The sequence below is a fragment of the Lacrimispora amygdalina genome (genome assembly GCF_003432035.1).
GTDB lineage: Bacteria > Bacillota > Clostridia > Lachnospirales > Lachnospiraceae > Lacrimispora > Lacrimispora amygdalina.
Window position 1 is genome coordinate 1 of record NZ_QOHO01000038.1, and the last position, 24,198, is coordinate 24,198.

Below are 24,198 nucleotides of genomic sequence, written 5' to 3' on the forward strand. Positions count from 1 at the left end.
TTAGGGGACTTTTTGTACAGCCCCTTTTTATATAGCCTGAAGCTTCTGGAAAAATATTCTGGAGGGAAGAAAAAGCCGGTATTTGTTGTAATTTGGTATGGACGTTTTAAAAAATTTAATCAGGTAATCATTTATGAAAATCATCATGGAAGCTTTTTAAAATAAATATTATGAATTTTAAGCAGATTCATCTGCAAAAAAAAACAGTACAAAATTACAAGTAAACTGTCTGAATGAGGCAGTCATCTTTTCCTAAAATTCCTTACTATAAAAGAATCAACACATAGGAGGTTTTTATGGAAAAAGAGAATAAGAAACTGGGATTGATGGCCCTGACTGCATTGGTAATCAGTTCTTCCATTGGAAGCGGAATTTTTGGGATTGCATCAGATATGGCAGAGGGGACAAGCCCGGGGGCAGCCATTGCGGCGTGGATCATAACGGGAGCAGGAGTTCTCATGCTGTGCCTGTCACTTACCAATATCATTAACAAGAGACCTGAATTAAGCGGGATTTTCAGCTATGCAACAGAAACCTTTGGTCCTTTTGGGGGATTCATCAGCGGCTGGGGCTACTGGTTATCCGCATGGTTGGGAAATATTGCTTTCGCCACCATTATGATGAGCGCACTCAGCTACTTTATCCCTGCACTTGGTGACGGAAGTAATCTTCTTTCTATTATTATTGCAAGTGTGATTCTCTGGATGATGTGTCTGGTGGTAAACAGAGGGATTGAAAGTGCTGCATTTTTAAATACCATAATTACCATCTGTAAGCTGGTCCCTCTTTTGCTTTTTGCCGTTGCTGCGATCATTTCATTTAAGGCGGATATATTTGCCGCAGAATTTTGGGGAACTGTTTCAGGAAACTTTTCTTTAAAGGATATGGTATCTCAGGTAAATTCCAGCATGATGGTGCTTATGTGGGTATTTGTAGGAATCGAGGGAGCGGCAATGATGTCTGATCGTGCCGTAACAAAGTCAACTGCGGGAAAGGCCACTGTATTGGGGCTGGTGGGGCTTTTATGTGTTTACCTTCTTTTGTCTCTTTTGCCGTATGGGCTGATGAGCCGTGCCGAGATATGTGAATTGAAGCAGCCCACTATGGCATATCTTCTTTCTTATATTGTTGGTCCTTGGGGAGCAGCTTTTATTAATATCGCAATGATTATATCTGTTGCGGGTTGTTGGTTGTCGTGGACCATGCTTCCGGTTGAAACTACTTTGCTGATGGCTAAACAGAATCTTCTTCCGAAAAAATTCGGAGAAGTCAATGACAAGAATGTTCCAACCTTCTCTCTGATTTTTATGACCGCTCTTTCACAGATTTTCATCTTCACTCTGCTGTTTACGGACAAGGCCTATAATTTTGCATATTCACTCTGTACTGCAGCAATATTTGTTACCTGGATTCTGGTATGTGTATATCAGGTGAAGCTTTCTTATGAAAACAGAGGAAAAAAGGGAGAAGCGGGACAGCTGGCAATAGGACTTCTTGGAACTGTTTTTTATGCATGGGCGATATGGGCATCCGGAATAGGATTTTTCCTTCTTTGTATGCTGGTTTACATTATTGGCATTTTCCTCTATGTTAAAGCAGGAAAAGAAAACGGAGTGGAAAAGATCTTTTCCACAAAAGAGCGAATCGTAATTATGTTCATTCTTATTGGTGCAGCAATATCTGTTTACATGCTGATAACTGGTAGAATTGCTGTCTGATCATGAATCTCGGATCATTACATTACCCTGTGTGGGCTTGCTTACATAAAATTCAGGCGGCGAAATTGACAAAAATTTACTTTTAATGATATGATTCGACATATGGAGAACGATTGGAAACGGCAGTGATGCAAGGTGTTTCAGAGGAGAAGCAGAATGGATAATGTGAGGTCCAAATGAGTACAACAATTTTTATCTTCGACATCGTATTAATTATAATATTTGCCTGTTCCTGTACGATTAATGTAACTGCATATTGCAAAACAAAGCATGTCCGGGAGTTTGAGACCGGCATGCTTATGTTCTTTTACTGCCTGAATTCCATGATTATTTTCATGTCAGAATTTTTGCTCGAACTGCCTCTTTTTGAAGGAGCCTATAATGTATTGACCTATTTCAGCGTTAAGGTAATCTGCGGAATTGCCATAAGTACCCTGTATATGCTACTTACCGCTTCTTTACTTGAGAAAAAGATCGGCATTCTTCATGTAATCATTATGATGCCTTTGATCTGTGTAACGGTCTATGTCGGAGATTTAAACGGATCAGTCAGTCAGCACTGGGTATTTTATACCATCCGGCAAATATATCTGGCATGCTTTGCTTTTTATTATTTTATCCGGTATGCTTCTACGAAAGACAGGGAGTATAAAATAAGGATCAGGGAATACCGGTTTGTTTTTCTCATTGGGGGCATCTTTTCCGTGCTGATTTTTGCGGAAGACAGCATGGTTATCTTCCACTTTCAATATGTGATCAATACGTTGAATCTGAAGGTGTTTATGGAGCATAATTTAAGTGAAGACATATTTTTCGTGATCCTGGCAGTGATCGGGGTAAAGAGCGGATTCTCGCAGCTGATTCAGCGAAGTGAACCAGCTGCGAGAATGGAGCCCGGGATTCCTATTTCTGTTGCGGCAGTTTGCGAGGTAGAGACTCCTTATCCGGAAGACCCTTTTGCCGGGGCTTACGGATTAAGCAATCGCCAGCGTGATGTACTGTATCTGCTGCTGAAGGACAAAACCTATCAGGAAATGGGAGAAGAACTGGGGTTGTCTGTGGGAACCGTAAAATTTCATGCTCATGGGATCTATGAAAAAACGGATTCAAGGAACCGGTCGGAACTGATTGGCAAATATGAGAAGTTTTATGAAAGCCGGGAGCAGACACAGTTAACCTGACTTCTGTTTTTTCGCGCTCTCGTAAAGGGCATATAATTCCTGCCGGGACTTTGAACCGGTTTTTTTTAAGAGGTTATGGACATGGGAACGGACGGTAAAGGATGAGATAAGAAGCTTGGCGCTGATCTGCTCATCAGTGGTGCGGTTTAACAGCTCCGTAAGGATGGTCTGTTCTCGCAGAGTGAGGGAATAGGCTTTACAAAAAGAATAATAAGAGACAGATTCGGTATCTGGAGAAGCGAAAGATTCCGGTACCTGTTCCTGGGAATTTACAGCAGCTTTGCATGTGCGCAGAGCTGCTGTTTTTCGCAGGAAAAAACAGATATAAACCAGGGCGGATATGCCAAATAAAAAGTCAATGGAAAAAATACGGCAAAAGGACAGCCTGTTGGGAACAGGGAAAACAAAAATCCTGATATAGTTTTCTATGATACCCAAAAGAGAAAACAGGAGAACGGATCGGGATAGCACAGATCGAAAATCAGAAAAAAACTTCCTTGTTTGCCTGCTGGCTTCCTGATTCATAAGAGCGTGAAAGGACAATCCTCTGTAAAGTAAGGAGAGAGGGAACAGAGAGCTGTAAAGAAACAAAGTAGTCCTGCTGCTTTTTAAGGTGGGAATCAGCAACAGAAGAAAAATGAATATACACAGAATCATGTATTCATGAAATGGAAACTTTGATGTGTGGTTTAGCTGATAACCCAGGTTTAAGAGGCAGATAGCAGCGGTTATGGATATAACCGTATTCCATACGGGCATAGTGAAATAGACAGTCTGGTAGAGACGGCCGAATTCAGGGAGAAATTCTGCCATGGCTGCAATAAGCTGATTGACAGATAAACAGAGATAGAGTGCGGACAGACTGGCAGAGATGCAGCACCGCTCACTTAAGTAGCGGCAGAAGGCGAGAAGGCACACTCCAAAGTATAAAATTAAAAGTATATTGTCGTATAAGTAAAGTAACAGCTTCATAATTACCTTCGGGTTTTTTCCTTTCAGTATAGCAAACAGGAGTGCAAAGATCAAGAAAAAATTGTGCATAATGTATAAGGTTTAGGCGTGGTTTTGTTTAATATGTATAACTATGCATAAAAATAAATGGAAAGGTTTATTCCAAACCCGATTTTTTGATGCTATTCTTTGGGAGACGTGAATGCGAGAAAGCAAAAGCGTTACAAAATGCCAATGATAAAACATAAAAGGAGGTTATTAATTATGCAGAGTATTAATGTAAAAAGTGAAATTGGCCGCTTAAAAAGAGTATTGCTGCACAGACCGGGAAAGGAATTATTAAATCTGACACCAGATACACTGGAGAGGCTTCTCTTTGATGATATTCCTTTTTTAGAGGCTGCGCAGCAGGAGCATGATGCATTTGCCGAGACATTAAGAAACAATGGCGTAGAGGTATTGTATCTGGAAGATGTTATGGCCGAGGTACTGGATTTAAGCTATGAAATCAGAGATGAGTTCATAAAGCAATGGATCAATGAAGCCGGAATTTCTACTGGACTGTATAAGAAGAAAATTTACGATTATATGATGCAGTTTAAGGATGACAGCAAAGCACTCGTTTTAAAATCCATGGAAGGAATTGTACTAAAAGAGCTTAATTATACAAAAAGCGATTCTTTGGTAGATCTTATGAGCGACCCCTCTAAGCTGGTAATTGATCCCATGCCAAATCTTTACTTTACCCGTGATCCATTCGCATGCATCGGGAATGGAGTCAGTCTGAACCGTATGTATTCAGTTACCAGAAACCGGGAGACGATTTATGGCGAGTATATTTTCAAATACCATCCGGATTTTAAGGGAAAAGTTGATAAATATTATGACCGTTACAATGCGTTTCATATTGAAGGCGGAGATATTTTAAACATCAACGATAAGATTCTTGCTGTTGGTATTTCCCAAAGAACGGAACCAGATGCCCTTGAACTGCTGGCAAAGAATATTTTCGGAAATGAAAACAGTACTATTGAGACAATTCTCGGATTTAATATTCCTAACAGCCGGGCATTTATGCATCTGGATACGGTATTTACCCAGATTGATTACGACAAGTTTACCATTCACCCGGGAATACTGGGACCTCTGCGGATTTACAAGATTGAAAAAGGAAACTGCAGAGGTGATATTAAAGTAGAAGTTCTGAATTCTGATCTAGAGACCGTACTTGAGAAAAGCCTTGGAATAGATAAGGTTGAGCTGATCAAATGCGGAGGAGAGGATATGATTGCAGCAGAAAGAGAGCAGTGGAATGACGGCTCCAATACTCTTTGCATCTCACCGGGAACCATTGTCACCTATCAGCGAAACACAAAAACCAATGAATTATTGAAAAAGCGGGGGCTGAATGTATTGGAAATTCCAAGTGCCGAATTGTCCAGGGGAAGAGGCGGCCCCCGCTGCATGAGCATGCCGCTTGATCGTGAACCGGTTAATTACTAAAGAAAAAGGAGAAAAAGAAATGGCAGTTAATTTACGAGGAAGAAGCTATTTAAAATTACTGGATTTTACACCGGAGGAAATTCGTTACCTGATTGATCTGGCTAAGAATTTTAAGGACTTAAAGAGAAGCAACACTCCTCACAAATATCTTGTGGGAAAGAATATTGTTCTTTTATTTGAAAAAACGTCTACAAGAACCCGCTGTTCCTTTGAGGTGGCAGGCAATGATCTGGGAATGGGAGTTACATATCTTGACCCGGGCAGCTCACAGATGGGAAAAAAAGAAAGCATTGAAGATACAGCCAGAGTCCTTGGAAGAATGTATGACGGAATTGAATACCGGGGTTACAGCCAGGAACTGGTTACCAAACTTGCCCAGTATGCGGGCGTTCCCGTCTGGAACGGGTTAACGGATCAGTTTCACCCCACACAGATGCTTGCAGACCTTCTGACAATTGAGGAGCATTTTGGATTTTTAAAAGGAATAAACTTTACTTTTATGGGAGATGCCAGAAATAATATGGGAAATTCCTTAATGGTGGCATGTGCCAAAATGGGGCTTAATTTTACAGCCTGCGCTCCAAGGGATTTATGGCCGGCTGAAGAACTGACCGAGGTGTGCAGAAAGATTGCTGCAGAAAACCATTGCTCCATAACATTAACGGATGATGTACAGCAAGGAACAACGGGTGCTGATGTTGTATATACGGATATATGGGTTTCCATGGGAGAGCCGGATTGTGTATGGGACACACGTATCAAACTGTTGAGCCCGTATCAGGTTAATGAAAAGGTCATGGAAAATGCCGGAAGTCAGGCCATTTTTATGCATTGCCTCCCATCTTTCCATGACAGAAAAACAACCATTGGTGAGGATATCTATCAGAAATTCGGTCTGGCTGAGATGGAAGTGACAGATAAAGTATTTGAAGCAAAATATTCCAAGGTATTTGATGAGGCAGAAAATCGTATGCATACCATTAAAGCTGTGATGTATGCAACGCTTTGCTAGAAAGGTTGGTCAGGGTGAAAAGAATTGTAATCGCGCTGGGCGGAAATGCTCTGGGCAATACATCAGAAGAACAGCTGGAAAGGGTAAGAATTACGGCAAAAGCTGTTGTGGATATAGTGAAGGCAGGATATGAGGTGGTCGTATGCCATGGGAATGGTCCCCAGGTAGGAATGATCAACCTTGCTTTTGAGAAAGGTCATGAGGCTTTAATCGTACCCGAAATGCATCTTCCTGAGTGCACGGCAATGAGTCAGGGGTATATCGGTTATCATCTCCAGCAGGCAATTGATCAGGAACTCGTTAAGAAGCAAATTCAGGATACGGTCGTGATTACCATGCTCACACAGGTAATCGTGGATGAAAAGGATCCGGCTTTTCAAAATCCCACGAAACCGATTGGAAGATATTATGATGAAGCAGAAGCAAGGCGCCTGATGGAGGAAACCGGTCAGAAGTATGCGGAGGATTCCGGACGCGGATACCGCCGGGTAGTTGCTTCCCCCAAGCCGGTAAGTATCTATGAAAGAATTTCCTTAAATACGCTGATCAATTCCCACCATGTGGTCATTGCAGGAGGGGGAGGCGGAATTCCCGTAGTTAAGGAGCCGGATGGCTCTTATCATGGAGTCGATGCAGTAGTTGATAAGGATCTGGCGGCTGAAAAACTGGCAGAGCTGGTGGATGCAGATGCATTTATTATACTGACAGCTGTTGATAAAGTTTCCATTCACTTTGGCAAACCAAATCAGCAGGACCTTTCCCAGATTACTCTGGCACAGGCAGAACAGTATATTAAGGAAGGACATTTCGCTGCTGGAAGTATGCTTCCAAAGGTAAATGCCGCTATGAAATTCATAGAGCAGAAAAAAGAGGGCGTATCCATTATCTGCTCTCTGGAAAAGGCGGCGGTGGCTTTAAACGGTAAAGCTGGAACAAGGATTATAAGCAAATAAGTTAATGGAGAAAATTAAAAATACCATCCCATTTTATTTAATAATAAGGTAAAATGGGATACTTTTCCTCCAGGTATGTATAGAAATACTTATATTATAATAAAACAAATGAATATACGATAACTTATTAACGTATTACGCAAAATCTGGAAGGATTTGATAAGATGAAGGAGTATATTGAGCTGCAGTCACATTTCTGCTCAAAGATAGATATAAAAAAAATATGCACCTTTGATTACGAAACAATCGCGGAAAGAACTTTGCCGTTGTATCACAAAAGTCCGAGATTCATTTTAGTGAGAGAAGGAAAAGGCAGTATCGAGGTAGACAGGGAACGGTACGAACTAAAATCAGGAGTATTGCTATCTGTACTGCCATGGGAGTGCACACAGATTGTAGAGGTGGAAGAGGCTTTAAGCTTTGAAATTGTTAAATATAATTATGATGTGGTGGCGGAAACGATAAAATCCTCTACCTCCATGTCAGATCCTGTTTCTGTTTTAAAGAAACTGGAAGAAACTCCATATGCATATCTTACGGAGGAAATGAGAGAAGAGGTGGGATACCTGTTCCTGAAAATCAGAAAAGAGGCAGGGGTGGAATCTGTACTGGATTTCAGGGAAAGAAGATCCTATCAGGAAATAAATATAATTATGCTCGTTTCCTCTTTGATCATTGCATTTTGCCGCGTGATTGACAGCAGGGATAAAAAGATATGTATAAAAAACGGTTCAGAGGATAACCGGCTGCTGATCTTACGTTACATCTACATGCATCTTGGAGAGAAGATAACTCTGGAGAGAATAGCAAAACAGTTTTATTTAAGCAGATCATCGGTCCGGATGTATATCTTTGAAAAGACAGGACTTGCATTTCATGAATTGGTCAGTGAAATGCGGATTGTAAAAACAATCAATTATTTATTGTATACGGATATGACATTGGAGGAAATAGCGCCTGTTCTTGGATATGTGGATGCAGCACATATATCCAAGGTATTTTCCTACCGTATGGAAAATAAGATCAGTAATTACCGCAGAACGTATCAAAGGGTTTTGAACATAACAAATATAGAAGAGAAAAAGATGGCTTACCAGCTGGTGGAGTATATTTCCAGAAATTATCAGGAGGAGATACAGGCGCTTGAAACATCAGAAAGATTCGGTATTTCCATAGAGGAGATGAACCGGCTTTTAATGATGCAGGTTGAATGCAATTTCTCTGATTTTGTGAACCGGCTCAGGATTGACAAAGCCTGTGAGCTGCTTCTTGATACGGATAAATCTATTACTGATATTGCTATAGAAGTAGGCTATGGAACGGTAAAGACATTTCGCAGAAACTTTATCCAGTTCAGGCATGTTCTGCCCAATGAGTTTCGGGCAACTCAGGCTGTGCTTGTCAACTGATGAAAAAAGAGGGGGAAAGATGGAATACCAGAAAGAAGAGTATGTGTCATGTGATCATCTGTTCAAAATGAAATTTAAAGTTGGAAAGATTGTAAAATGTACGGAAGTAAATCAGTCCAGCCGGCTTTTATGCTTTCAGGTGGAGGTTGGGAATAAGACATGTCAGATCCTGTGCGGTCTTAAAGGATATTATGAAACCGAAGAAGTTATAGGAAAAAAAGTGATGGTTCTGGAAAATGTGAAAACTGCCAGAATAGCAGGAATGAAATCGGAAGGGATGCTTATGGTGGCGGAGGATCGGGAAGGGAATGTGTCCTTTATGATTCCTGACCGTGACATGGAAGCTGGAGTTGAGATTTTTTAGGTCAACAGGTAAAAGGGGAATACGGTGAATGAATTAGAAAAGGATAATGGAAAAATCAGGCGTCAGAAGACAATTCTTAAATTGATCAGGAAGCAGCCCATCACGACACAGACAATGCTTAAGGAATATTTAAGCAGGGAGGGGATTGATGTCACCCAGGCCACCTTATCAAGGGATATCCGTGAGATGAACCTGATAAAGGGAGTAAGCGGGGAGGGGTATATTCAAAGCAGTATTATATCCAGACACCAGATTTCCCACAGGCTTTTTGTACTGTTTTCCATGGCAGTCAGGGCAGTGGAGCAGTCAGGGAATGTGATTGTTATTGACTGTGAGCCAGGCATGGCGGCTTCTGTATGTACAGTTATTGATGAATTGGGCTGGAATGAAATTGTAGGAACCATAGCTGGCAATAATACGATCTTTGTAATTACCAGAGAAGGTACTTCCTATCAGCTGGCGGAGCAGTTTAAGAATATCAACAGTTAAAATAAGATATGAAATCTACGCCAACCGGTTTTTTACGCCAATTAACGAATGTTTAAGAAAGTTTTCATTGTAGTTTTGTCTATTATTGTATACAATAAAGAAGATAAAATTGGAAAAATAAAGGATGTTTTATATGAATCGTTTGGCTAAAAAGATTGGAATTTTATCTGTGGTATTCCTGTTGGCTATCGCAGTTTATTTTATGTGGAATCAGAGAAATACGGAAAAAAGCGATGTGATGGTATATACCTCCATGGATGAGGCATCACTTCCTGTTGTATACGCGGATATGTTCGGAAGAAAGATGAATCTGCTGCATGGCTATGTTCAGGATATGGCACAGACTGTTTCACGGGAAGCCCTCACTGTCCTTCCCCAGGACAGAAATTTAAGCCTTGGGATTGCAGATTATAACGGCAGTATAACCGGCATTCAGTATGAAGTGCGCAGTCTTGATTTAAGCCGTCTGGTGGAACGGACCAGTCTGAGCAGGTGGGATGAGGAAGATGGAACAGTAAAGGCTGTGCTCCCCATACAGAATCTGCTGACAAAAGACAAGGATTATATACTGATACTTACTCTGGACACATCGGAAAACGGAACACTTTATTATTATACAAGGATTATGTGGACAGACAATACCAATGGCAAGGATATGATCGATTTTGCCGTAGATTTCACCACCAGGACTTTTCACTATGATCAGGCAAAAGAGTTAACCACGTATCTTGAAACCAGTAATTCCGAGGATAACAGTTCTCTTGGACATGTGTCTATCCGGTCCAGCTTTTCCCAGCTCACATGGGGAGGACTGACGATGGAGCCGGTAGGGGAAATTCGTGCCACCCTGAAGGATTTAGACGGCGTGATGTGCAGTGTCAGTCTGGAATATCAGGCAGCGCGGACAGGCGAAGGGGATGACAGAGAACTATATGAAGTGGAAGATTCCTTCACGATGAAATGGGACAGCCGGCGCATTTATCTGATGGACTTTGAACGGAGTACCAATCAGATCTTCTCCGGACAGAAAGAACTGTTTTCGGGAAAACGGATTACACTGGGAATTACCAATGCTGATGAAGTACAGACGAAAAAAAGTCCCGGAGGAAATTGTATTGCCTATGGAATTAACCGGGATTTATGGACCTATGATCAGAAACAGGGTCATGCAGTAAAGGTATTTTCATTCCGAAGCGGAACAGACGACGGCCTTCGCAGCGGATATAACCAGCATGACATTAAGATTTTGTCAGTGGGCGACAACGGCGATGTGGATTTTCTTGTTTACGGATATATGAACAGGGGAATTCACGAAGGAAGTATGGGAATCGCTCTTTACCGCTATGACAGCGGAGAGAATGCCATAGGAGAGCGTTTCTTTACACCGGTCACATCATCTTTTGAGATGCTGAAGGAAGAGGTGGATCAGCTTTCTCATTTGGGAACCAATGGGATGCTCTACCTTATGGCCGGAAGATCGGTTTATGGAATTGATTTAAACAGCAACGAATATATGGTGCTGGCAGATTCTCTTTCTGAGGGTGGTTATGCAGTCAGCAGTACAGAACGTCATTTTGCATGGCAGGAAGGCAGCGACGTTTATGGTGCCAGTGTCATACATTTGATGGATTTAGATACAGGTATCAAAAGGGAGATCAACGGAGGAGAGGATAATAAGTTCCGTCCTCTGGGTTTTGTAGGCGATGATTTCATATACGGTATCGCAAAAGACGGCGATATCTGGACACAAAACGGAAGAGTTCTGGATGCTCCCATGTATCGGATTGAGATTATGGACCAGAGTGGAGAGATTGTCAAAAAATATGAACAGGATCAGTCTTATATTGCGGATGTTACAGTGGACGGAAGCCGGATTCATTTGACCCAGGTGCAAAAAAACGGGGATCAGTCCTATTCAGTTTCCAGACAGGATACCATCGTCTGCAACCAGGAACTTTCCGCTGAAGAACTGAAAGGAATCGGCTGGTATGCTTCAGAGGACCGTAAAAAGATTTTCTTCGTCCAGCTGGACCAGGAAGCAACAAGCCGGAATGTAACGATTGCAGTCCCCAAAAAAGTAGCCTATGAAACAACTGAGGTGGTTGAATTAAAGAGCCGCCCCAAAATTCAGGAAAACAGGTTTCTGGCCTATGCAGGAGGTCATTATCTGGGAGGCAGTAAAAGCTTCATTAAGGCTTTGGAACTTGCTTATGATAAGATGGGGATTGTTACAGACCAGAATCAGGAGATATTGTGGAACCGGGTTAACCGGCCTCCTGTTAAAAATATGAAGGACCCATTGAAAACAGGGGCGGCTTTTTTTAGAAATCTGTCAGGCTTTAAGGAAAACGGATTAACGGAGGGTGTCTTTATGATTGACGCCAGGGGAGCTGCCTTAAATCAGATCCTTTATTTCATCGGGCAGGGCTGTCCGGTAGCTGCTTACACAGGACAGGGAGGATTTCTGCTCATTTCAGGCTATGACCAGTATAATGTTACACTCTACAATCCGGAAACCAAAGAAAGCCAGAAAATGGGCTTAAATGATGCCTCTGCTTACTTTTCAGGCCTTGGAAATGATTTTGTCTGCGGAGTATTTTTTGAATAAGAAAATGCGTTCTCTTTACAAATTCGTAAGATATGTTATAATCATGAAAGGCGAATGTTAAAAATTAAGAGAATTGTAATAGATAAAAGGATAGTCAGAGGTGTGAAATGGAGCAGTATATTATGAAAGGCGGTAATCCCCTGGTTGGAGAAGTGACCATAGGGGGAGCCAAGAATGCCGCTTTGGGAATTCTGGCAGCAGCTATCATGACAGATGAGGATGTGCTGATTGATAATCTGCCTGATGTGAGAGATATTAATGTGTTACTGGAAGCAATCGAAGAAATTGGAGCGAAAGTGGAGCGGATTGACAGACATACGGTCCGTATTAATGGACAGACAATCCGTGAAGTATCGGTTGATGATGAATATATACGCAGAATCAGAGCTTCATACTATTTTATCGGAGCGATGCTTGGAAAATATAAAAGTGCCCAGGTTCCCCTTCCGGGAGGCTGCAACATTGGAAGCAGACCCATTGACCAGCATTTAAAGGGCTTTCGTGCACTGGGAGCCGATGTTAAGATTGAACGGGGAGCAGTGATTGCCCACGCGATTGATCTTGTAGCAAGCCATATCTATCTTGATGTGGTCAGTGTAGGAGCTACCATCAACATTATGATGGCTGCAACCCTGGCGGAAGGACAGACTATTCTTGAGAACGTGGCAAAGGAACCTCATGTCGTTGACGTCGCTAACTTTTTAAACAGTATGGGCGCCAATATTAAAGGAGCCGGTACTGATACCATTCGAATCAAAGGCGTTTCCAGACTTCACGGAACGGAATATTCCATTATTCCCGACCAGATTGAGGCAGGCACATTTATGTGTGCGGCAGCAATTACACGGGGCGATGTTATGGTAAAGAATGTGATTCCAAAGCACCTGGAAGCCATTTCGGCCAAGCTTCTTGAGATGGGCTGTGAAGTTGTGGAATTTGATGATGCAGTCCGTGTAGTGGGAAAAACCAATCAGAAACACACAGATATCAAGACACTTCCCTATCCGGGATTCCCCACTGATATGCAGCCTCAGATGGCAGTAACACTCGCTCTGGCAGGCGGTACCAGTGTAGTGACTGAGAGTATATTTGAGAACCGCTTCCGCTATGTGGATGAGCTGTCCCGTATGGGAGCCAACGTAAAGGTGGAAGGCAACGTAGCTGTTATTGACGGTGTATCCGGTTTAACCGGAGCCTTCGTGAATGCTCCCGATTTACGTGCAGGAGCAGCGCTGGTGATTGCCGGTCTTGCAGCAGATGGATATACCGTTGTGGATGAAATCGGTTATATTCAAAGAGGTTATGAATGTTTTGAAGATAAGCTTCAGGGACTGGGGGCCATGATTGAAAAGGTGGACTCAGAAAAAGAGGCTCAGAAATTTAAATTAAAAGTAGGCTAGGCGGGGGACTCCCCCGCCGTTTTGCTTGACAGGAGGAAGGGGCTATGGAAATGAAGAAGAAACCGGTTCTGGTTATTATGGCGGCGGGTATGGGCAGCCGGTACGGCGGATTAAAACAGATTGATCCGGTGGATGCCCAGGGAAACAAGATCATTGATTTTTCCATTTATGATGCGGTGGAGGCCGGTTTTGAAAAGGTAGTATTTATCATTAAGAAGGCAATTGAAAAGGAATTTAAGGAACACATCGGAGACCGTATGGCAGCGCACGTAAAAGTGGAATACGTTTATCAGGAACTTTTTAAACTCCCTGAGGGATATAAAGTGCCTGAGGGTCGTGTAAAGCCGTGGGGAACGGGGCATGCCATCCTGTGCTGTGAAGAAGTGATTGACGGTCCCTTTGCTGTGATTAATGCCGACGATTACTATGGAAAAAGTGCTTTTGTCTCTGTTTTCAACTTCTTATCTGAAGTCCAGGAAGTGGACAGATATGAGTTTTCCATGGTTGGTTATAAGCTCTACAACACACTGACAGAGAATGGTCATGTGGCGAGAGGGGTATGCACGGTTTCAGAAGACGGACTGCTGACCGACATCTGCGAGAGAACCAGAATAGAAAAACATGGGGAGAGAGCGGAATATTTGGAAGATGACGGTGCAGCCTGGACCGGTCTTTCCGAAGATACTCTTGTATCCATGAATTTATGGGGATTTACCGGAAGTATTTTAAAGGAGCTGAAAGAACGGTTCCCTGTTTTCTTAAACAGGGAGTTAAAAGCAAATCCCCTTAAATGCGAGTACTTCCTGCCGTTTGTGGTTGATGAGCTTCTAAAAGAGAATAAAGCAGAGGTAACTGTGCTGAAAAGTTCAGACCGCTGGTATGGAGTTACCTATCAGGAAGATAAAAAGACGGTAGTTGATGCCATTGCAGGTTTTAAGGCGGCAGGCCTTTATCCCGAAAAACTTTGGGACTGACAGAAAATCTGCAAGACTATTGACATATGTCCGTTATTAGAGTAGAATAAAAAAGCAGATATCATAACTGCTAATTGAATAACAAATGAAAAGTCGTAATATCCCTTATTCAGAGTGATGGAGATACAAAGGATCTGTGAAGTCACGGCAACCCCGGTCAGTTTTATGGTTTTAACCATAAGAAGCGTCTGGAAGGTGCCAACCTGAGCGAGAAATCGAGCAATAAGAGGATTTGATACAAGTTGAATCAAGTCCGCGTTGCTGCGGACTTTTCTTTTTGTTATTCCCCCATGTGAAGTAGAGGAGGAAATGACAACATGGAAAAATTATTATTTACATCCGAATCCGTTACAGAAGGACATCCGGATAAAATGTGTGATCAGATTTCTGATGCCATACTTGATGAGATGTTAAAACAGGACCCGATGAGCCGTGTGGCCTGTGAAACCTGTACGACAACCGGTCTTGTCATGGTTATGGGTGAGATCACAACCCAGGCATATGTGGACATTCAGAAGGTAGTGCGTGAAACCGTAAGAGAGATCGGTTATGACCGTGCAAAATACGGTTTTGACTGTGACACATGCGGAGTGATTGTTGCACTGGATGAACAGTCCAAGGATATTGCAATGGGTGTTGACCGTGCGCTGGAAGCGAAAGAAAACAAGATGTCAGAGAAAGAAATCGATGCCATCGGAGCCGGAGATCAGGGAATGATGTTCGGTTATGCCAGCAACGAGACAGAAGAATATATGCCATATCCCATCGCACTGGCTCATAAGCTTGCACTTCAGCTGACAAAAGTGCGTAAGAATGGAACCTTAACTTATCTTCGTCCTGATGGAAAAACCCAGGTGACGGTAGAATATGATGAGAACGGCAAACCTCTCCGCCTTGATGCTGTGGTATTATCCACTCAGCATGATGAGGATGTCAGCCAGGAACAGATTCATAAAGACATCAAAAAGTATGTGTTTGATGAGATTCTTCCGGCTGAACTTGTAGATGATCACACTAAATTTTTTATAAATCCTACCGGCCGTTTTGTAATCGGCGGGCCACACGGAGACAGCGGTCTTACCGGCCGTAAGATCATTGTGGACACCTACGGCGGATATGCCCGTCATGGCGGCGGAGCATTTTCAGGAAAGGACTGCACCAAGGTGGACCGTTCCGCAGCTTATGCAGCCCGCTACGTTGCAAAGAACATCGTGGCAGCCGGTCTTGCAGATAAGTGTGAAATACAGTTATCTTACGCCATCGGAGTGGCTCACCCTACTTCCATCATGGCAGATACCTTTGGTACCGGAAAAGTAAGCAATGAAAAGCTGGTTGAGATTATTCGTGAAAACTTCGATTTACGTCCGGCGGGTATTATTAAAATGCTGGATTTACGCCGTCCAATCTATAAGCAGACTGCTGCTTACGGACATTTTGGCAGAAACGATTTAGATCTGCCATGGGAAAAGCTCGACAAGGTTTCCCTGTTAAAAGAATATTTATAATCATTATGTGAGAAGGATGCCGCAAAAACAGTGATTTATTGCTGGGAGCGGCATCTTTCTTTTTATGGATAGAGCAAGGATTTTATGGTTTTTAATATTTGGCACTAAAATTAGCGCCAAATCCCAGTTACTTCGTGTTGAAATTTAAGGATCACATTGATTATAATAAGGCTATGAAAAGGAATTGATTGGCCAATCATACCTTCCACGGAACACACAGTAAATACTATAACATGAAGTGAGGGTATGTAAAATGAAAGAGAAGGTACAAGTATTTGGCCGCTTTTTAAGCGGTATGGTAATGCCTAACATCGGTGCATTTATTGCATGGGGACTGATTACGGCATTGTTTATTCCAACGGGCTGGTATCCCAATGAAGCCATCGGGGCTCTGGTTTCTCCTATGGCCAGCACGCTTCTGCCGCTATTGATCGCATATACAGGCGGTACGGTTGTTTATGGCCAGCGAGGCGGCGTAATCGGTGCAATCACAGCCATGGGAGTGATCGTTGGCTCCAGTGTTCCCATGTTTATGGGGGCAATGATCGTGGGTCCTGTCAGTGCCTGGGTGATTAAGCAGTTTGACCGTAAAATAGAGGGGAAGGTCCCTGCCGGCTTTGAGATGCTGGTTAACAACTTTTCTCTGGGCATCATCGGTGCCATCTTAACAATGATCGCTTTGAAGGGAGTTGCTCCTTTTGTAGAGGTTATGAACCGGGTAATGGAATCAGGGGTTGGGTTCTTTGTGGATCATAAACTGCTGCCTCTGGCAAGCGTCTTTATTGAGCCTGCCAAGATCCTGTTCTTAAACAATGCTGTTAACCATGGGATTCTTTCTCCTATGGGAATCCAGCAGGTAGAAGAAATGGGTAAATCCATATTCTTTCTTCTGGAGGCAAACCCGGGACCGGGACTTGGTATTTTGCTTGCTTATTGTATTGCTGGGAAAGGATCTGCCAAAAGCTCAGCACCAGGCGCAATCATCATTCACTTTTTAGGTGGAATTCATGAGATTTATTTCCCTTACATCCTGATGAACCCTCTTTTACTTCTGGCGGTTATTTCAGGCGGAGCCAGCGGAATCTTTGTGTTCCAGCTTCTTGGTGTGGGATTGACCTCACCGGCATCTCCTGGAAGCATCCTTGCTGTTCTTGCAATGACACCAAGAGGCGGATACTTTGGTACGCTGGCAGGTGTTACAGTAGCTGCCGCTGTTTCCTTCCTTGTTGCTCTTCCTCTGCTTCGGTTTACAGGAAAAAGCGGAGATCTGGATGAATCGAAGGATAAAGTTAAAAAGATGAAGCAGGAGTCAAAAGGAAATCAGACAGTGGAAAAGACAACAGTATCTGGTAGTCTGGTTAAAAAAATTGTATTTGCCTGTGATGCAGGTATGGGTTCCAGCGCAATGGGTGCTACCGTATTGAAAAAAAAGCTGGCGGCGGCAGGATTCGGAGATATTGAAGTGGTTCACTCCCCGGTATCCTCAATTCCACAGGATGCCCAGATTGTAGTGACTCATAAGGAATTGAAGGAGCGTGCGGCTCACAGCAATCCGGAGGCAGAACTGGTTCTGATCACTAATTTTATGGCAGCTCCGGAATATGACCAGCTAGTGGAATCATTAAAAGGCAATTAGATAAAATTCATAGTAAACTACGGCCTTTCATCTGATTATAAACCATGATATAATATGTACAAAAATATATAATGGGTTCAGAAGGGGAATTTCACAGATGAAATTAGCGGGGAAAGTACTGAAGTATTACAGCAGGGTGATCGCTGAATGCATACCTTTGTTTGTGACAGCAGGACTGCTGTCAGTCTTTTCAGCAGGCATATTACAGAATGAGCACCTGTATGAAATGTCTAAAGTTTTATCTTCTCTGGTGATTCCGGTGTTTATGGGATATAAAGCAGGCACTATGTGCGGCGGGGAGGTCGGCGGGTTAGCCGGCACCCTTGCCGCTTCTGTTGTTGTTATGGCAGAGCCTGCTTCTGCCATGATCCTGTCTGTTATGGTAGGCAGTATGGCCGGATTTTTATGCAAGAGGGGGTTGGACCGGGTCAAGAACTGGATCCCCTCCGGCTTTGAGATGCTCTTTAGCAACTTATATTTAGCATCTTTAGGGCTGCTTGCCGGAGGCGCTGCCTATGTTTTTGTGATACCGGAGGCAGAATGGCTGCTGGGATTTTTGGGGAATGGTTTATCGCTTATGATAGACAGGGGAATCATCCCTTTTATCAGCTTTGTAGTAGAGCCGTTAAAAATTGTTTTTTTTAATAACTGGATCAACCACGGCATTTTTCTGCCGCTGGGGCTGGAACAGCTGAAAACCCAGGGGAGTTCCATTTTGTTCCTTTTGGAAACCAATCCCGGGCCGGGATTCGGGGTTCTTCTTGCTTATACCCTGGTTTACCGGAATATGAGAAAATCAATGGTCTCAAGCCTTATTATCCAGTCTCTGGGAGGTATCCATGAGGTTTATTTTCCCTATATACTGTCAGATATCCGGTTGCTGGCTGGTGCCATAGCCGGCAGCATTGCGGGAAATTACTGTTTCATGGTGACAGGCAGCGGTCTTTTGGGGCCGGCTTCCCCTGGAAGCATCATTACCATACTGATTATGGCGGACAAAAAGCATTGGTTTGGGATTGTTATGGGGATCCTTATCTCTGCTGCGGTGTCCTGCCTTCTGTCCTGTCTGATTCTGTTGGGGAAGAGAGAGAAATCATTTATTGATAAAGAAAAAGAGCAAAAGGGTGAAGAGATGCCGATGAAGAGAATGGAACATGCCAGAGTATATTTTGTCTGCGACGCAGGAATGGGCTCCAGTGCCATGGCCAGTGCCCTTTTTAAGAAAAGACTGAGACTGGAAGGCCTGTCCGGTGTAGAGGTATTCCATGTGTCAGCTGACCGCATTCCTGCTGATGCAGATGCCGTTGTCTGCCAGAAGGATTTTGCCCGTTTCCTGACAGGAATTCATATTCCATGCTTTACGGTGGACAATTTAACAGATATGTCTGGTTATAAGGAACTCCTCAACTGGTTAATGGGAGGTGGATGAGATGGCGGGTAATGATTTTACGCCCAGGATGCAGCAAATCGTTCTGGCTCTGCTGAAAGAGCACGGGCCTGTTCCCGTGAAGCAGCTTGCAGACCAGATCCATATCAGTAAAAGAACGGTGCAGAGGGAGCTGGAATACATTCCCAGGGCACTTAAGAAATATGGCCTGACTTTTTGCTCCAAAACCGGGACTGGCATCTGGCTGGAAGGAGACAGGACCCAAATGGAAGTCCTAAAGGCGGAACTTGAAGCCGATGATGCCCTTGATGTTTCTGACCGGATGGAACGCCAGAAGCGTCTTGTCCTGGAAATTCTCAAGGATAAGACGTTAAAAAAGCTGTATTATTATAGTGATATATTCGGGGTCAGCGAGGCCACCGTCAGCTCGGATTTGGAAGCAGTCAAAGAGTGGTTTCACAAGTATCATCTGGAAATTAAGAGAAAGCCGGGATACGGTGTGTTCATAGAGGGCAGTGAACGGGATTTCCGCCGGGCCCTCAGGGTGTTCATCGATGAAAACATTCATACAGAGATGATACAGGGGCTGTATGAAGACCGGAACCAGTCCGTGTTAAATGTAATTCAGAATAAAAGTGAGAGGAACATTTACAGAATTCTGGATGACGATATTGTAAAACGGGTGATTGCCTGCATCTTAAGGATACGGGATAAGCGAATACTGAATCTGACCCAGGATTCCTACCTTGGTCTTGTGATCCATGTGGCGATTGCCGTGAACCGGATCCGCCGGCAGGAGATCATTGAGGAAAATCCTCTTATGGCAGATTTTTTGCAGAAAGACCAGGATTATGATCTGGCTAAAACCATAACCAAATCCCTGGAAGAAGAATTTCAGATTCAGATTCCGGAAATTGAGTGTGCCTATATCTGCCTTCACATCAAAGGTTCTAAGATACAGCAGCTGAATATTGACGAGAAGTCAAAAAGTGAAATTGAGGAATCCAGGGAGCTGTGGGAGGTGGTCAATGAAATGATCGACTGCTATAATGATGGCATGGCTTATTTACTGAAGCAGGATGAGGAATTTGTAATCCAGGGACTGATTGCCCATTTAAAACCAACACTGGTTCGTCTTGCCAACGGTATGAAGATCCAGAATCCTCTTCTGGAGCAGATCAAACGGGACTATCCTGCCATATTTGAGCGGTGCAGGAACGTTGCCAGGGTAATCGAAGAACGATATGGCTATGAGGTGCCCGAGCCGGAGATCGGGTTTTTAGCCGTACACTTCGGTGCGGCTGAGGTCCGGATGGAAAGCAGGAAGGAAAATCGGAGAAAGGTAAATATAGGGATTGTCTGCGCCAGCGGGATCGGGATTTCACGGCTTATGTCATCTAAAATTGCCAGAGATTTTTCAGACAGGGTGGAGTTGTCTGTTTATGGTATGACGGACTTATCTCCCTATGTGCTGAACAAAACAGATTTCTTTGTATCCACGGTCCCGCTAAAGGAGGAGGCGGACATCCTGTATGTAAGCCCACTGCTTTCCGATGAAGAAATGGAACGGATTGCGGGTAAGGTTCGCCAGTGCGAATATATGCCTAAAAAACAGGATAACAAGGAGTTTACCATTCAGCTGGATCAGGTGAATTTTATGGCGGTTCAGATTAAAAATGTCATCAGGCTCATGGAGTACCATCGGGTGGACAATGGGATCACCTTCGAGGAACTGCTCATAGCGGTCAGTGAAAAACTGGCATCCTTTGCAGACCGTCAGATCATGATCCAGGAGGATTTAATGAGGAGAGAACGGCTTAGCAGCCAGATATTCCCTGATTTAAACTTTGCCCTGCTTCATGCCAGGACGGAAGGGGTGGTAAAACCGGTATTCTCGGTTTGCCAGACAAAAGACGGAACGCCATTTAGTGACCCCTATTTGAAAGGAGTTTGTGTTGTGCTGGTTATGCTGGTGCCAAAGGATGACCATGAAGCAGAAAACAGTGAGATCCTGGGGGTATTAAGCGAGAGACTGATTGAGGAAGAGGAATTTCTGGAAGCTGTGAGGCATGGAGGAAAAGAGGAGATAAGAGCCTTTGTTTCCCAGTATTTAAATCAATATTTCAGACATTATCTGGATAAGATGTGAGGAATAAAACAGAAAGCCGGGTTCGTAAAGAACCTGGTTTTTTTTTCGTGCTTTTTAGTTTTGGCGCCATCAGATGGCGCCAAATGCCATTTTGTTTTCGTTGAAAAAGATAAGATAGAGACCCTATAATTTAATAGAACACTAGCAGAGGAGGCGAATATCGTGTTTGGATACGGAAAAAAAAATAAAGAAAAAAATACAGAACTTCTGGAACCTTCGAATATCCGTTTGAATTGCAGACCTGGAGATAAAGAGACAGTCATAAGGGAAGTGGGGAGAATGCTTTGCGAAAGTGGCTGTGTGGATGAGTCCTATATAGAGGCTATGCTCCGGCGGGAACTGACCTTTCCTACCAACATCGGCAATGGGATCGCGCTTCCCCACGGTGTGGAGGAAGCGAAAAAAAACATCAGACGCTCCGGCATTGCAGTCATGGTGTTTCCTGACGGAACGGACTGGGGAGGAGAAATGGTGAAACTGGTCATAGGAATCGCAGGAGCAGGAGAGGAGCATTTAGAGATACTTTCCGTCATTGCACAGTGCCTTGCTGACCCGGATGATGTGACCCGGATCACCAGGTGCAGCGCACAGGAAATCTATACCATGTTTACCGGAAAGGGGTGTTCTTAATGATTGTTACAGTAACCATGAATCCTGCCATAGATAAAACAGTGGATATTGGAAAATTTGAACGGGGAGATTTAAACAGAATAAAGCGGGTGGAAATTGATGCCGGAGGGAAAGGCATTAATGTTTCCAAGACAATCAGAGAATTAGGAGGAGAGAGCATTGCCACAGGTTTTGTGGGAGGAACCAGCGGCACCATCATCAGGCAGGTCCTGGCTGATCTCGGACTTAGGACCGATTTCGTGGACGTAAAAGGGGAGACGAGAACGAATTTAAAGGTGGTGGAGGAAACCGGAGAGGTGACAGAGCTTAATGAACCTGGTCCGGAAGTATCAAAGGAACAGCTTAAAGACCTGCTTAACAGGCTGGACGGCTATGCAAATCCAGATACTTTGTTTGTACTGGCAGGGAGCATACCGGCGGGGATACCAACGGATATATACCGAAAGATCACGGAACAGGTTCACCAAAAAGGTGCAAAGGTTTTGCTGGATGCGGACGGCACGCTGTTTTCTGAATCATTAAAAGGAAAGCCGGATATGTTAAAACCCAACCGTTCCGAACTGGAGCGGCACTATCAGATGGATTACAGGGCTTCCGAACAGGAACTGGTTGCCATGGGAGAGAAACTTTTTGATCACGGAGTCTCCATGGCTGCAATCTCCCTTGGGCAGATGGGTGCCATTTTTTTAACAAAGGAGAAGCGGTACCGTTGTCCGGGGCTTCGGGTAAAGGCCCATTCCACCGTAGGAGCCGGAGATGCTCTGGTTGCTGCCATGGCATACAGCTGGGATGAAAAGCTTCCCCTTGAAACCTGCATCCGTTTATGCATGGGAGCTTCTGCAGGCGCTGTCACCAGCATAGGGACTAAGCCGCCTCACCGCAGCCTGGTGGATGAATTGGTCACACAGGTAGAATTGCTGGAACTTTAATTATAATCGTGAATAAGGTTGGAGGATGGAACTATGAAAACAAAAGCAGTAAGAATGTATGGTACGGATGATCTGAGACTGGAGGAGTTTGAACTTCCACAGATTAAGGAAGATGAGATTCTTGTAAAAATCATGAGCGACAGTATCTGTATGTCCACCTACAAACTGGTGAAGCAGGGAAAAAAGCATAAAAGAGCGCCGCAAAACATGGATACCAATCCGGTGATTGTTGGTCATGAATGCTCGGGGCTGATTGTAGAAGTTGGAAACAAGTGGAAGGGTCAGTTTCAGCCGGGGCAGAAATTTTCTCTGCAGCCTGCATTAAATTATATGGGTAAGCTGGATTCACCGGGATATTCTTATGAATTCTGTGGAGGAGCCTGTACTTACTGCATCATGCCGAACGAGGTGATGGAGCTGGGATGTCTTCTGGATTATACCGGAGAAAGCTTTTTTGAAGCATCCCTGGGAGAGCCAATGAGCTGTATCATTGGAGGATTTCATGCCAATTATCATACCAACAAAAGGAATTATGATCATGCCATGGGAACCAAAGTTGGTGGAAACATTCTGATTATGGGAGGATGCGGACCCATGGGGCTGGGAGCGGTCAGCTATGGCCTCCAGTTTGAAAATAAACCGAAAATGATTGTGGTTACGGATATCAGCGATGAGCGGATTGCCCGGGCAAAGGAAGTAATTTCAGAAGAGTCAGCTCTGGAGAGAGGAATTGAACTTCTCTATGTTAATACAGCTGAAATGGATGATCCTATTTCTGAACTTACGGCCATTACCGGAGGCCATGGCTATGATGATGTGTTTGTGTATGTCCCTGTGAAAGAAGTGGCAGAGATGGGGGATAAGCTCCTTGCCTTTGACGGATGCATGAACTTTTTTGCCGGTCCTTCTGACAGCCGGTTTAAGGCGGAAATCAATCTTTATAACTGCCACTACACAAGCACACATATTATGGGAACCACAGGCGGTAACACAGATGATCTGGTAGAGGCAAACCAGCTGTCGGCCAAAGGAGCCATTGAAGCGGCTGTTATGGTAACCCATGTAGGAGGAATTGACAGCATTGCAGAGGCGACAAAAAATCTGCCTTCCATACCCGGAGGGAAAAAACTTACTTATACACAATTTGATATGCCTTTAACAGCAATAGACGAATTTGAAGAGCTGGGAAAGACTGATCCGCTGTTTAAAAAACTCAGTGAATCCTGTAAAGCCCATAAGGGATTATGGAATGGGGAAGCGGAAAAAATCCTTTTTGATCATTTTGGAATTAATCCAATGGAATTATAAATAAGGGCGGTATTTTTAAGAATCTTCCGGGGCTGTAAAAAAACTCTCCTAAAAGAAAAATCGCTGAGGTCATGAGACTTCAGCGATTTTTT

The 24,198-nt window shown here is 43.7% G+C and carries 19 protein-coding genes and 1 riboswitch; of the genes, 18 read left to right on the top strand and 1 reads right to left on the bottom strand.

Annotation, left to right across the window (positions count from 1 at the left end):
• Positions 1–296 precede the first annotated feature (296 nt).
• Positions 297–1,718 carry an arginine-ornithine antiporter gene (arcD, locus tag DS742_RS13280; protein ID WP_117417469.1) on the top strand — a complete coding sequence of 474 codons (1,422 nt, stop codon included), beginning with the start codon at positions 297–299 and terminating at the stop codon, positions 1,716–1,718.
• Between the two features lie 176 nt (positions 1,719–1,894).
• The gene (locus DS742_RS13285) at positions 1,895–2,899 is read left to right on the top strand and encodes a helix-turn-helix transcriptional regulator (RefSeq protein WP_117417470.1); all 1,005 of its coding nucleotides are present in this window, start codon (positions 1,895–1,897) and stop codon (positions 2,897–2,899) included.
• Here the strand turns inward: DS742_RS13285 and DS742_RS13290 are convergent.
• Positions 2,891–3,871, bottom strand: coding sequence for a helix-turn-helix domain-containing protein (locus tag DS742_RS13290; RefSeq protein ID WP_170313452.1), 981 nt, complete (start codon positions 3,869–3,871; stop codon positions 2,891–2,893). The genes DS742_RS13285 and DS742_RS13290 overlap by 9 nt on opposite strands.
• 243 nt (positions 3,872–4,114) lie before the next feature.
• Here DS742_RS13290 and arcA point away from each other — a divergent pair, with 243 nt between their 5' ends.
• The 16 genes from arcA to DS742_RS13370 all read left to right on the top strand — a co-directional run bounded on the left by arcA (position 4,115) and on the right by DS742_RS13370 (position 24,106).
• Positions 4,115–5,353, top strand: coding sequence for an arginine deiminase (gene arcA / locus DS742_RS13295; RefSeq protein ID WP_117417472.1), 1,239 nt, complete (start codon positions 4,115–4,117; stop codon positions 5,351–5,353).
• Positions 5,354–5,372: 19 nt separating this feature from the next.
• Positions 5,373–6,365 carry an ornithine carbamoyltransferase gene (gene argF / locus DS742_RS13300; protein WP_117417473.1) on the top strand — a complete coding sequence of 331 codons (993 nt, stop codon included), beginning with the start codon at positions 5,373–5,375 and terminating at the stop codon, positions 6,363–6,365.
• Between the two features lie 14 nt (positions 6,366–6,379).
• Positions 6,380–7,318 (top strand): carbamate kinase, encoded by a 939-nt coding sequence (gene arcC, locus DS742_RS13305; RefSeq protein ID WP_117417474.1) that lies wholly within the window; start codon positions 6,380–6,382, stop codon positions 7,316–7,318.
• Positions 7,319–7,482: 164 nt separating this feature from the next.
• Complete coding sequence (locus DS742_RS13310; RefSeq protein ID WP_117417475.1) at positions 7,483–8,727, top strand: AraC family transcriptional regulator; 1,245 nt, start codon at positions 7,483–7,485, stop codon at positions 8,725–8,727.
• A 19-nt stretch (positions 8,728–8,746) separates the two neighbouring features.
• Complete coding sequence (locus DS742_RS13315; RefSeq protein ID WP_170313453.1) at positions 8,747–9,091, top strand: hypothetical protein; 345 nt, start codon at positions 8,747–8,749, stop codon at positions 9,089–9,091.
• 24 nt (positions 9,092–9,115) lie between these two features.
• Positions 9,116–9,580: an arginine repressor gene (locus tag DS742_RS13320; RefSeq protein WP_117417477.1), complete on the top strand. Its 465-nt coding sequence runs from the start codon at positions 9,116–9,118 to the stop codon at positions 9,578–9,580.
• A gap of 133 nt (positions 9,581–9,713) precedes the next feature.
• Positions 9,714–12,188: a hypothetical protein gene (locus tag DS742_RS13325; protein ID WP_117417486.1), complete on the top strand. Its 2,475-nt coding sequence runs from the start codon at positions 9,714–9,716 to the stop codon at positions 12,186–12,188.
• Between the two features lie 107 nt (positions 12,189–12,295).
• Positions 12,296–13,588, top strand: coding sequence for a UDP-N-acetylglucosamine 1-carboxyvinyltransferase (murA, locus tag DS742_RS13330; protein ID WP_117417478.1), 1,293 nt, complete (start codon positions 12,296–12,298; stop codon positions 13,586–13,588).
• A gap of 50 nt (positions 13,589–13,638) precedes the next feature.
• Positions 13,639–14,562, top strand: coding sequence for a nucleotidyltransferase family protein (locus DS742_RS13335; RefSeq protein ID WP_117417487.1), 924 nt, complete (start codon positions 13,639–13,641; stop codon positions 14,560–14,562).
• A 102-nt stretch (positions 14,563–14,664) separates the two neighbouring features.
• Positions 14,665–14,791, top strand: a riboswitch (SAM riboswitch).
• An 88-nt stretch (positions 14,792–14,879) separates the two neighbouring features.
• Complete coding sequence (gene metK, locus DS742_RS13340) at positions 14,880–16,067, top strand: methionine adenosyltransferase (RefSeq protein WP_117417479.1); 1,188 nt, start codon at positions 14,880–14,882, stop codon at positions 16,065–16,067.
• A gap of 253 nt (positions 16,068–16,320) precedes the next feature.
• Positions 16,321–17,703 (top strand): PTS mannitol transporter subunit IIBC, encoded by a 1,383-nt coding sequence (locus tag DS742_RS13345; protein WP_117417480.1) that lies wholly within the window; start codon positions 16,321–16,323, stop codon positions 17,701–17,703.
• A 97-nt stretch (positions 17,704–17,800) separates the two neighbouring features.
• Positions 17,801–19,132 carry a PTS sugar transporter subunit IIBC family protein gene (locus DS742_RS13350; RefSeq protein ID WP_117417481.1) on the top strand — a complete coding sequence of 444 codons (1,332 nt, stop codon included), beginning with the start codon at positions 17,801–17,803 and terminating at the stop codon, positions 19,130–19,132.
• A gap of 1 nt (position 19,133) precedes the next feature.
• The gene (locus tag DS742_RS13355) at positions 19,134–21,239 is read left to right on the top strand and encodes a BglG family transcription antiterminator (protein ID WP_117417482.1); all 2,106 of its coding nucleotides are present in this window, start codon (positions 19,134–19,136) and stop codon (positions 21,237–21,239) included.
• Between the two features lie 162 nt (positions 21,240–21,401).
• Positions 21,402–21,869, top strand: a complete 468-nt coding sequence (locus DS742_RS13360) for a PTS mannitol transporter subunit IIA (RefSeq protein WP_117417483.1) — start codon at positions 21,402–21,404, stop codon at positions 21,867–21,869.
• A complete protein-coding gene (gene pfkB, locus DS742_RS13365) occupies positions 21,869–22,798 on the top strand; it encodes a 1-phosphofructokinase (protein WP_117417484.1) in 930 nt (309 codons plus the stop codon). The genes DS742_RS13360 and pfkB overlap by 1 nt, the downstream gene beginning before the upstream one ends.
• A 33-nt stretch (positions 22,799–22,831) precedes the next feature.
• Positions 22,832–24,106 carry a zinc-binding dehydrogenase gene (locus DS742_RS13370; protein WP_117417485.1) on the top strand — a complete coding sequence of 425 codons (1,275 nt, stop codon included), beginning with the start codon at positions 22,832–22,834 and terminating at the stop codon, positions 24,104–24,106.
• Positions 24,107–24,198 lie beyond the last annotated feature (92 nt).

Excerpts from the sequence above, each read along its gene's own strand:
- pfkB (WP_117417484.1), top strand. The coding sequence starts at position 21,869 with ATGATTGTTACAGTAACCATGAATCCTGCCATAGATAAAACAGTGGAT.
- DS742_RS13285 (WP_117417470.1), top strand. The coding sequence starts at position 1,895 with ATGAGTACAACAATTTTTATCTTCGACATCGTATTAATTATAATATTT.
- DS742_RS13345 (WP_117417480.1), top strand. The coding sequence starts at position 16,321 with ATGAAAGAGAAGGTACAAGTATTTGGCCGCTTTTTAAGCGGTATGGTA.
- DS742_RS13335 (WP_117417487.1), top strand. The coding sequence starts at position 13,639 with ATGAAGAAGAAACCGGTTCTGGTTATTATGGCGGCGGGTATGGGCAGC.
- DS742_RS13350 (WP_117417481.1), top strand. The coding sequence starts at position 17,801 with ATGAAATTAGCGGGGAAAGTACTGAAGTATTACAGCAGGGTGATCGCT.
- DS742_RS13315 (WP_170313453.1), top strand. The coding sequence starts at position 8,747 with ATGGAATACCAGAAAGAAGAGTATGTGTCATGTGATCATCTGTTCAAA.
- DS742_RS13325 (WP_117417486.1), top strand. The coding sequence starts at position 9,714 with ATGAATCGTTTGGCTAAAAAGATTGGAATTTTATCTGTGGTATTCCTG.
- DS742_RS13355 (WP_117417482.1), top strand. The coding sequence starts at position 19,134 with ATGGCGGGTAATGATTTTACGCCCAGGATGCAGCAAATCGTTCTGGCT.
- murA (WP_117417478.1), top strand. The coding sequence starts at position 12,296 with ATGGAGCAGTATATTATGAAAGGCGGTAATCCCCTGGTTGGAGAAGTG.
- arcA (WP_117417472.1), top strand. The coding sequence starts at position 4,115 with ATGCAGAGTATTAATGTAAAAAGTGAAATTGGCCGCTTAAAAAGAGTA.
- DS742_RS13290 (WP_170313452.1), bottom strand. The coding sequence starts at position 3,871 with ATGAAGCTGTTACTTTACTTATACGACAATATACTTTTAATTTTATAC.
- argF (WP_117417473.1), top strand. The coding sequence starts at position 5,373 with ATGGCAGTTAATTTACGAGGAAGAAGCTATTTAAAATTACTGGATTTT.
- arcD (WP_117417469.1), top strand. The coding sequence starts at position 297 with ATGGAAAAAGAGAATAAGAAACTGGGATTGATGGCCCTGACTGCATTG.
- metK (WP_117417479.1), top strand. The coding sequence starts at position 14,880 with ATGGAAAAATTATTATTTACATCCGAATCCGTTACAGAAGGACATCCG.
- DS742_RS13310 (WP_117417475.1), top strand. The coding sequence starts at position 7,483 with ATGAAGGAGTATATTGAGCTGCAGTCACATTTCTGCTCAAAGATAGAT.
- DS742_RS13370 (WP_117417485.1), top strand. The coding sequence starts at position 22,832 with ATGAAAACAAAAGCAGTAAGAATGTATGGTACGGATGATCTGAGACTG.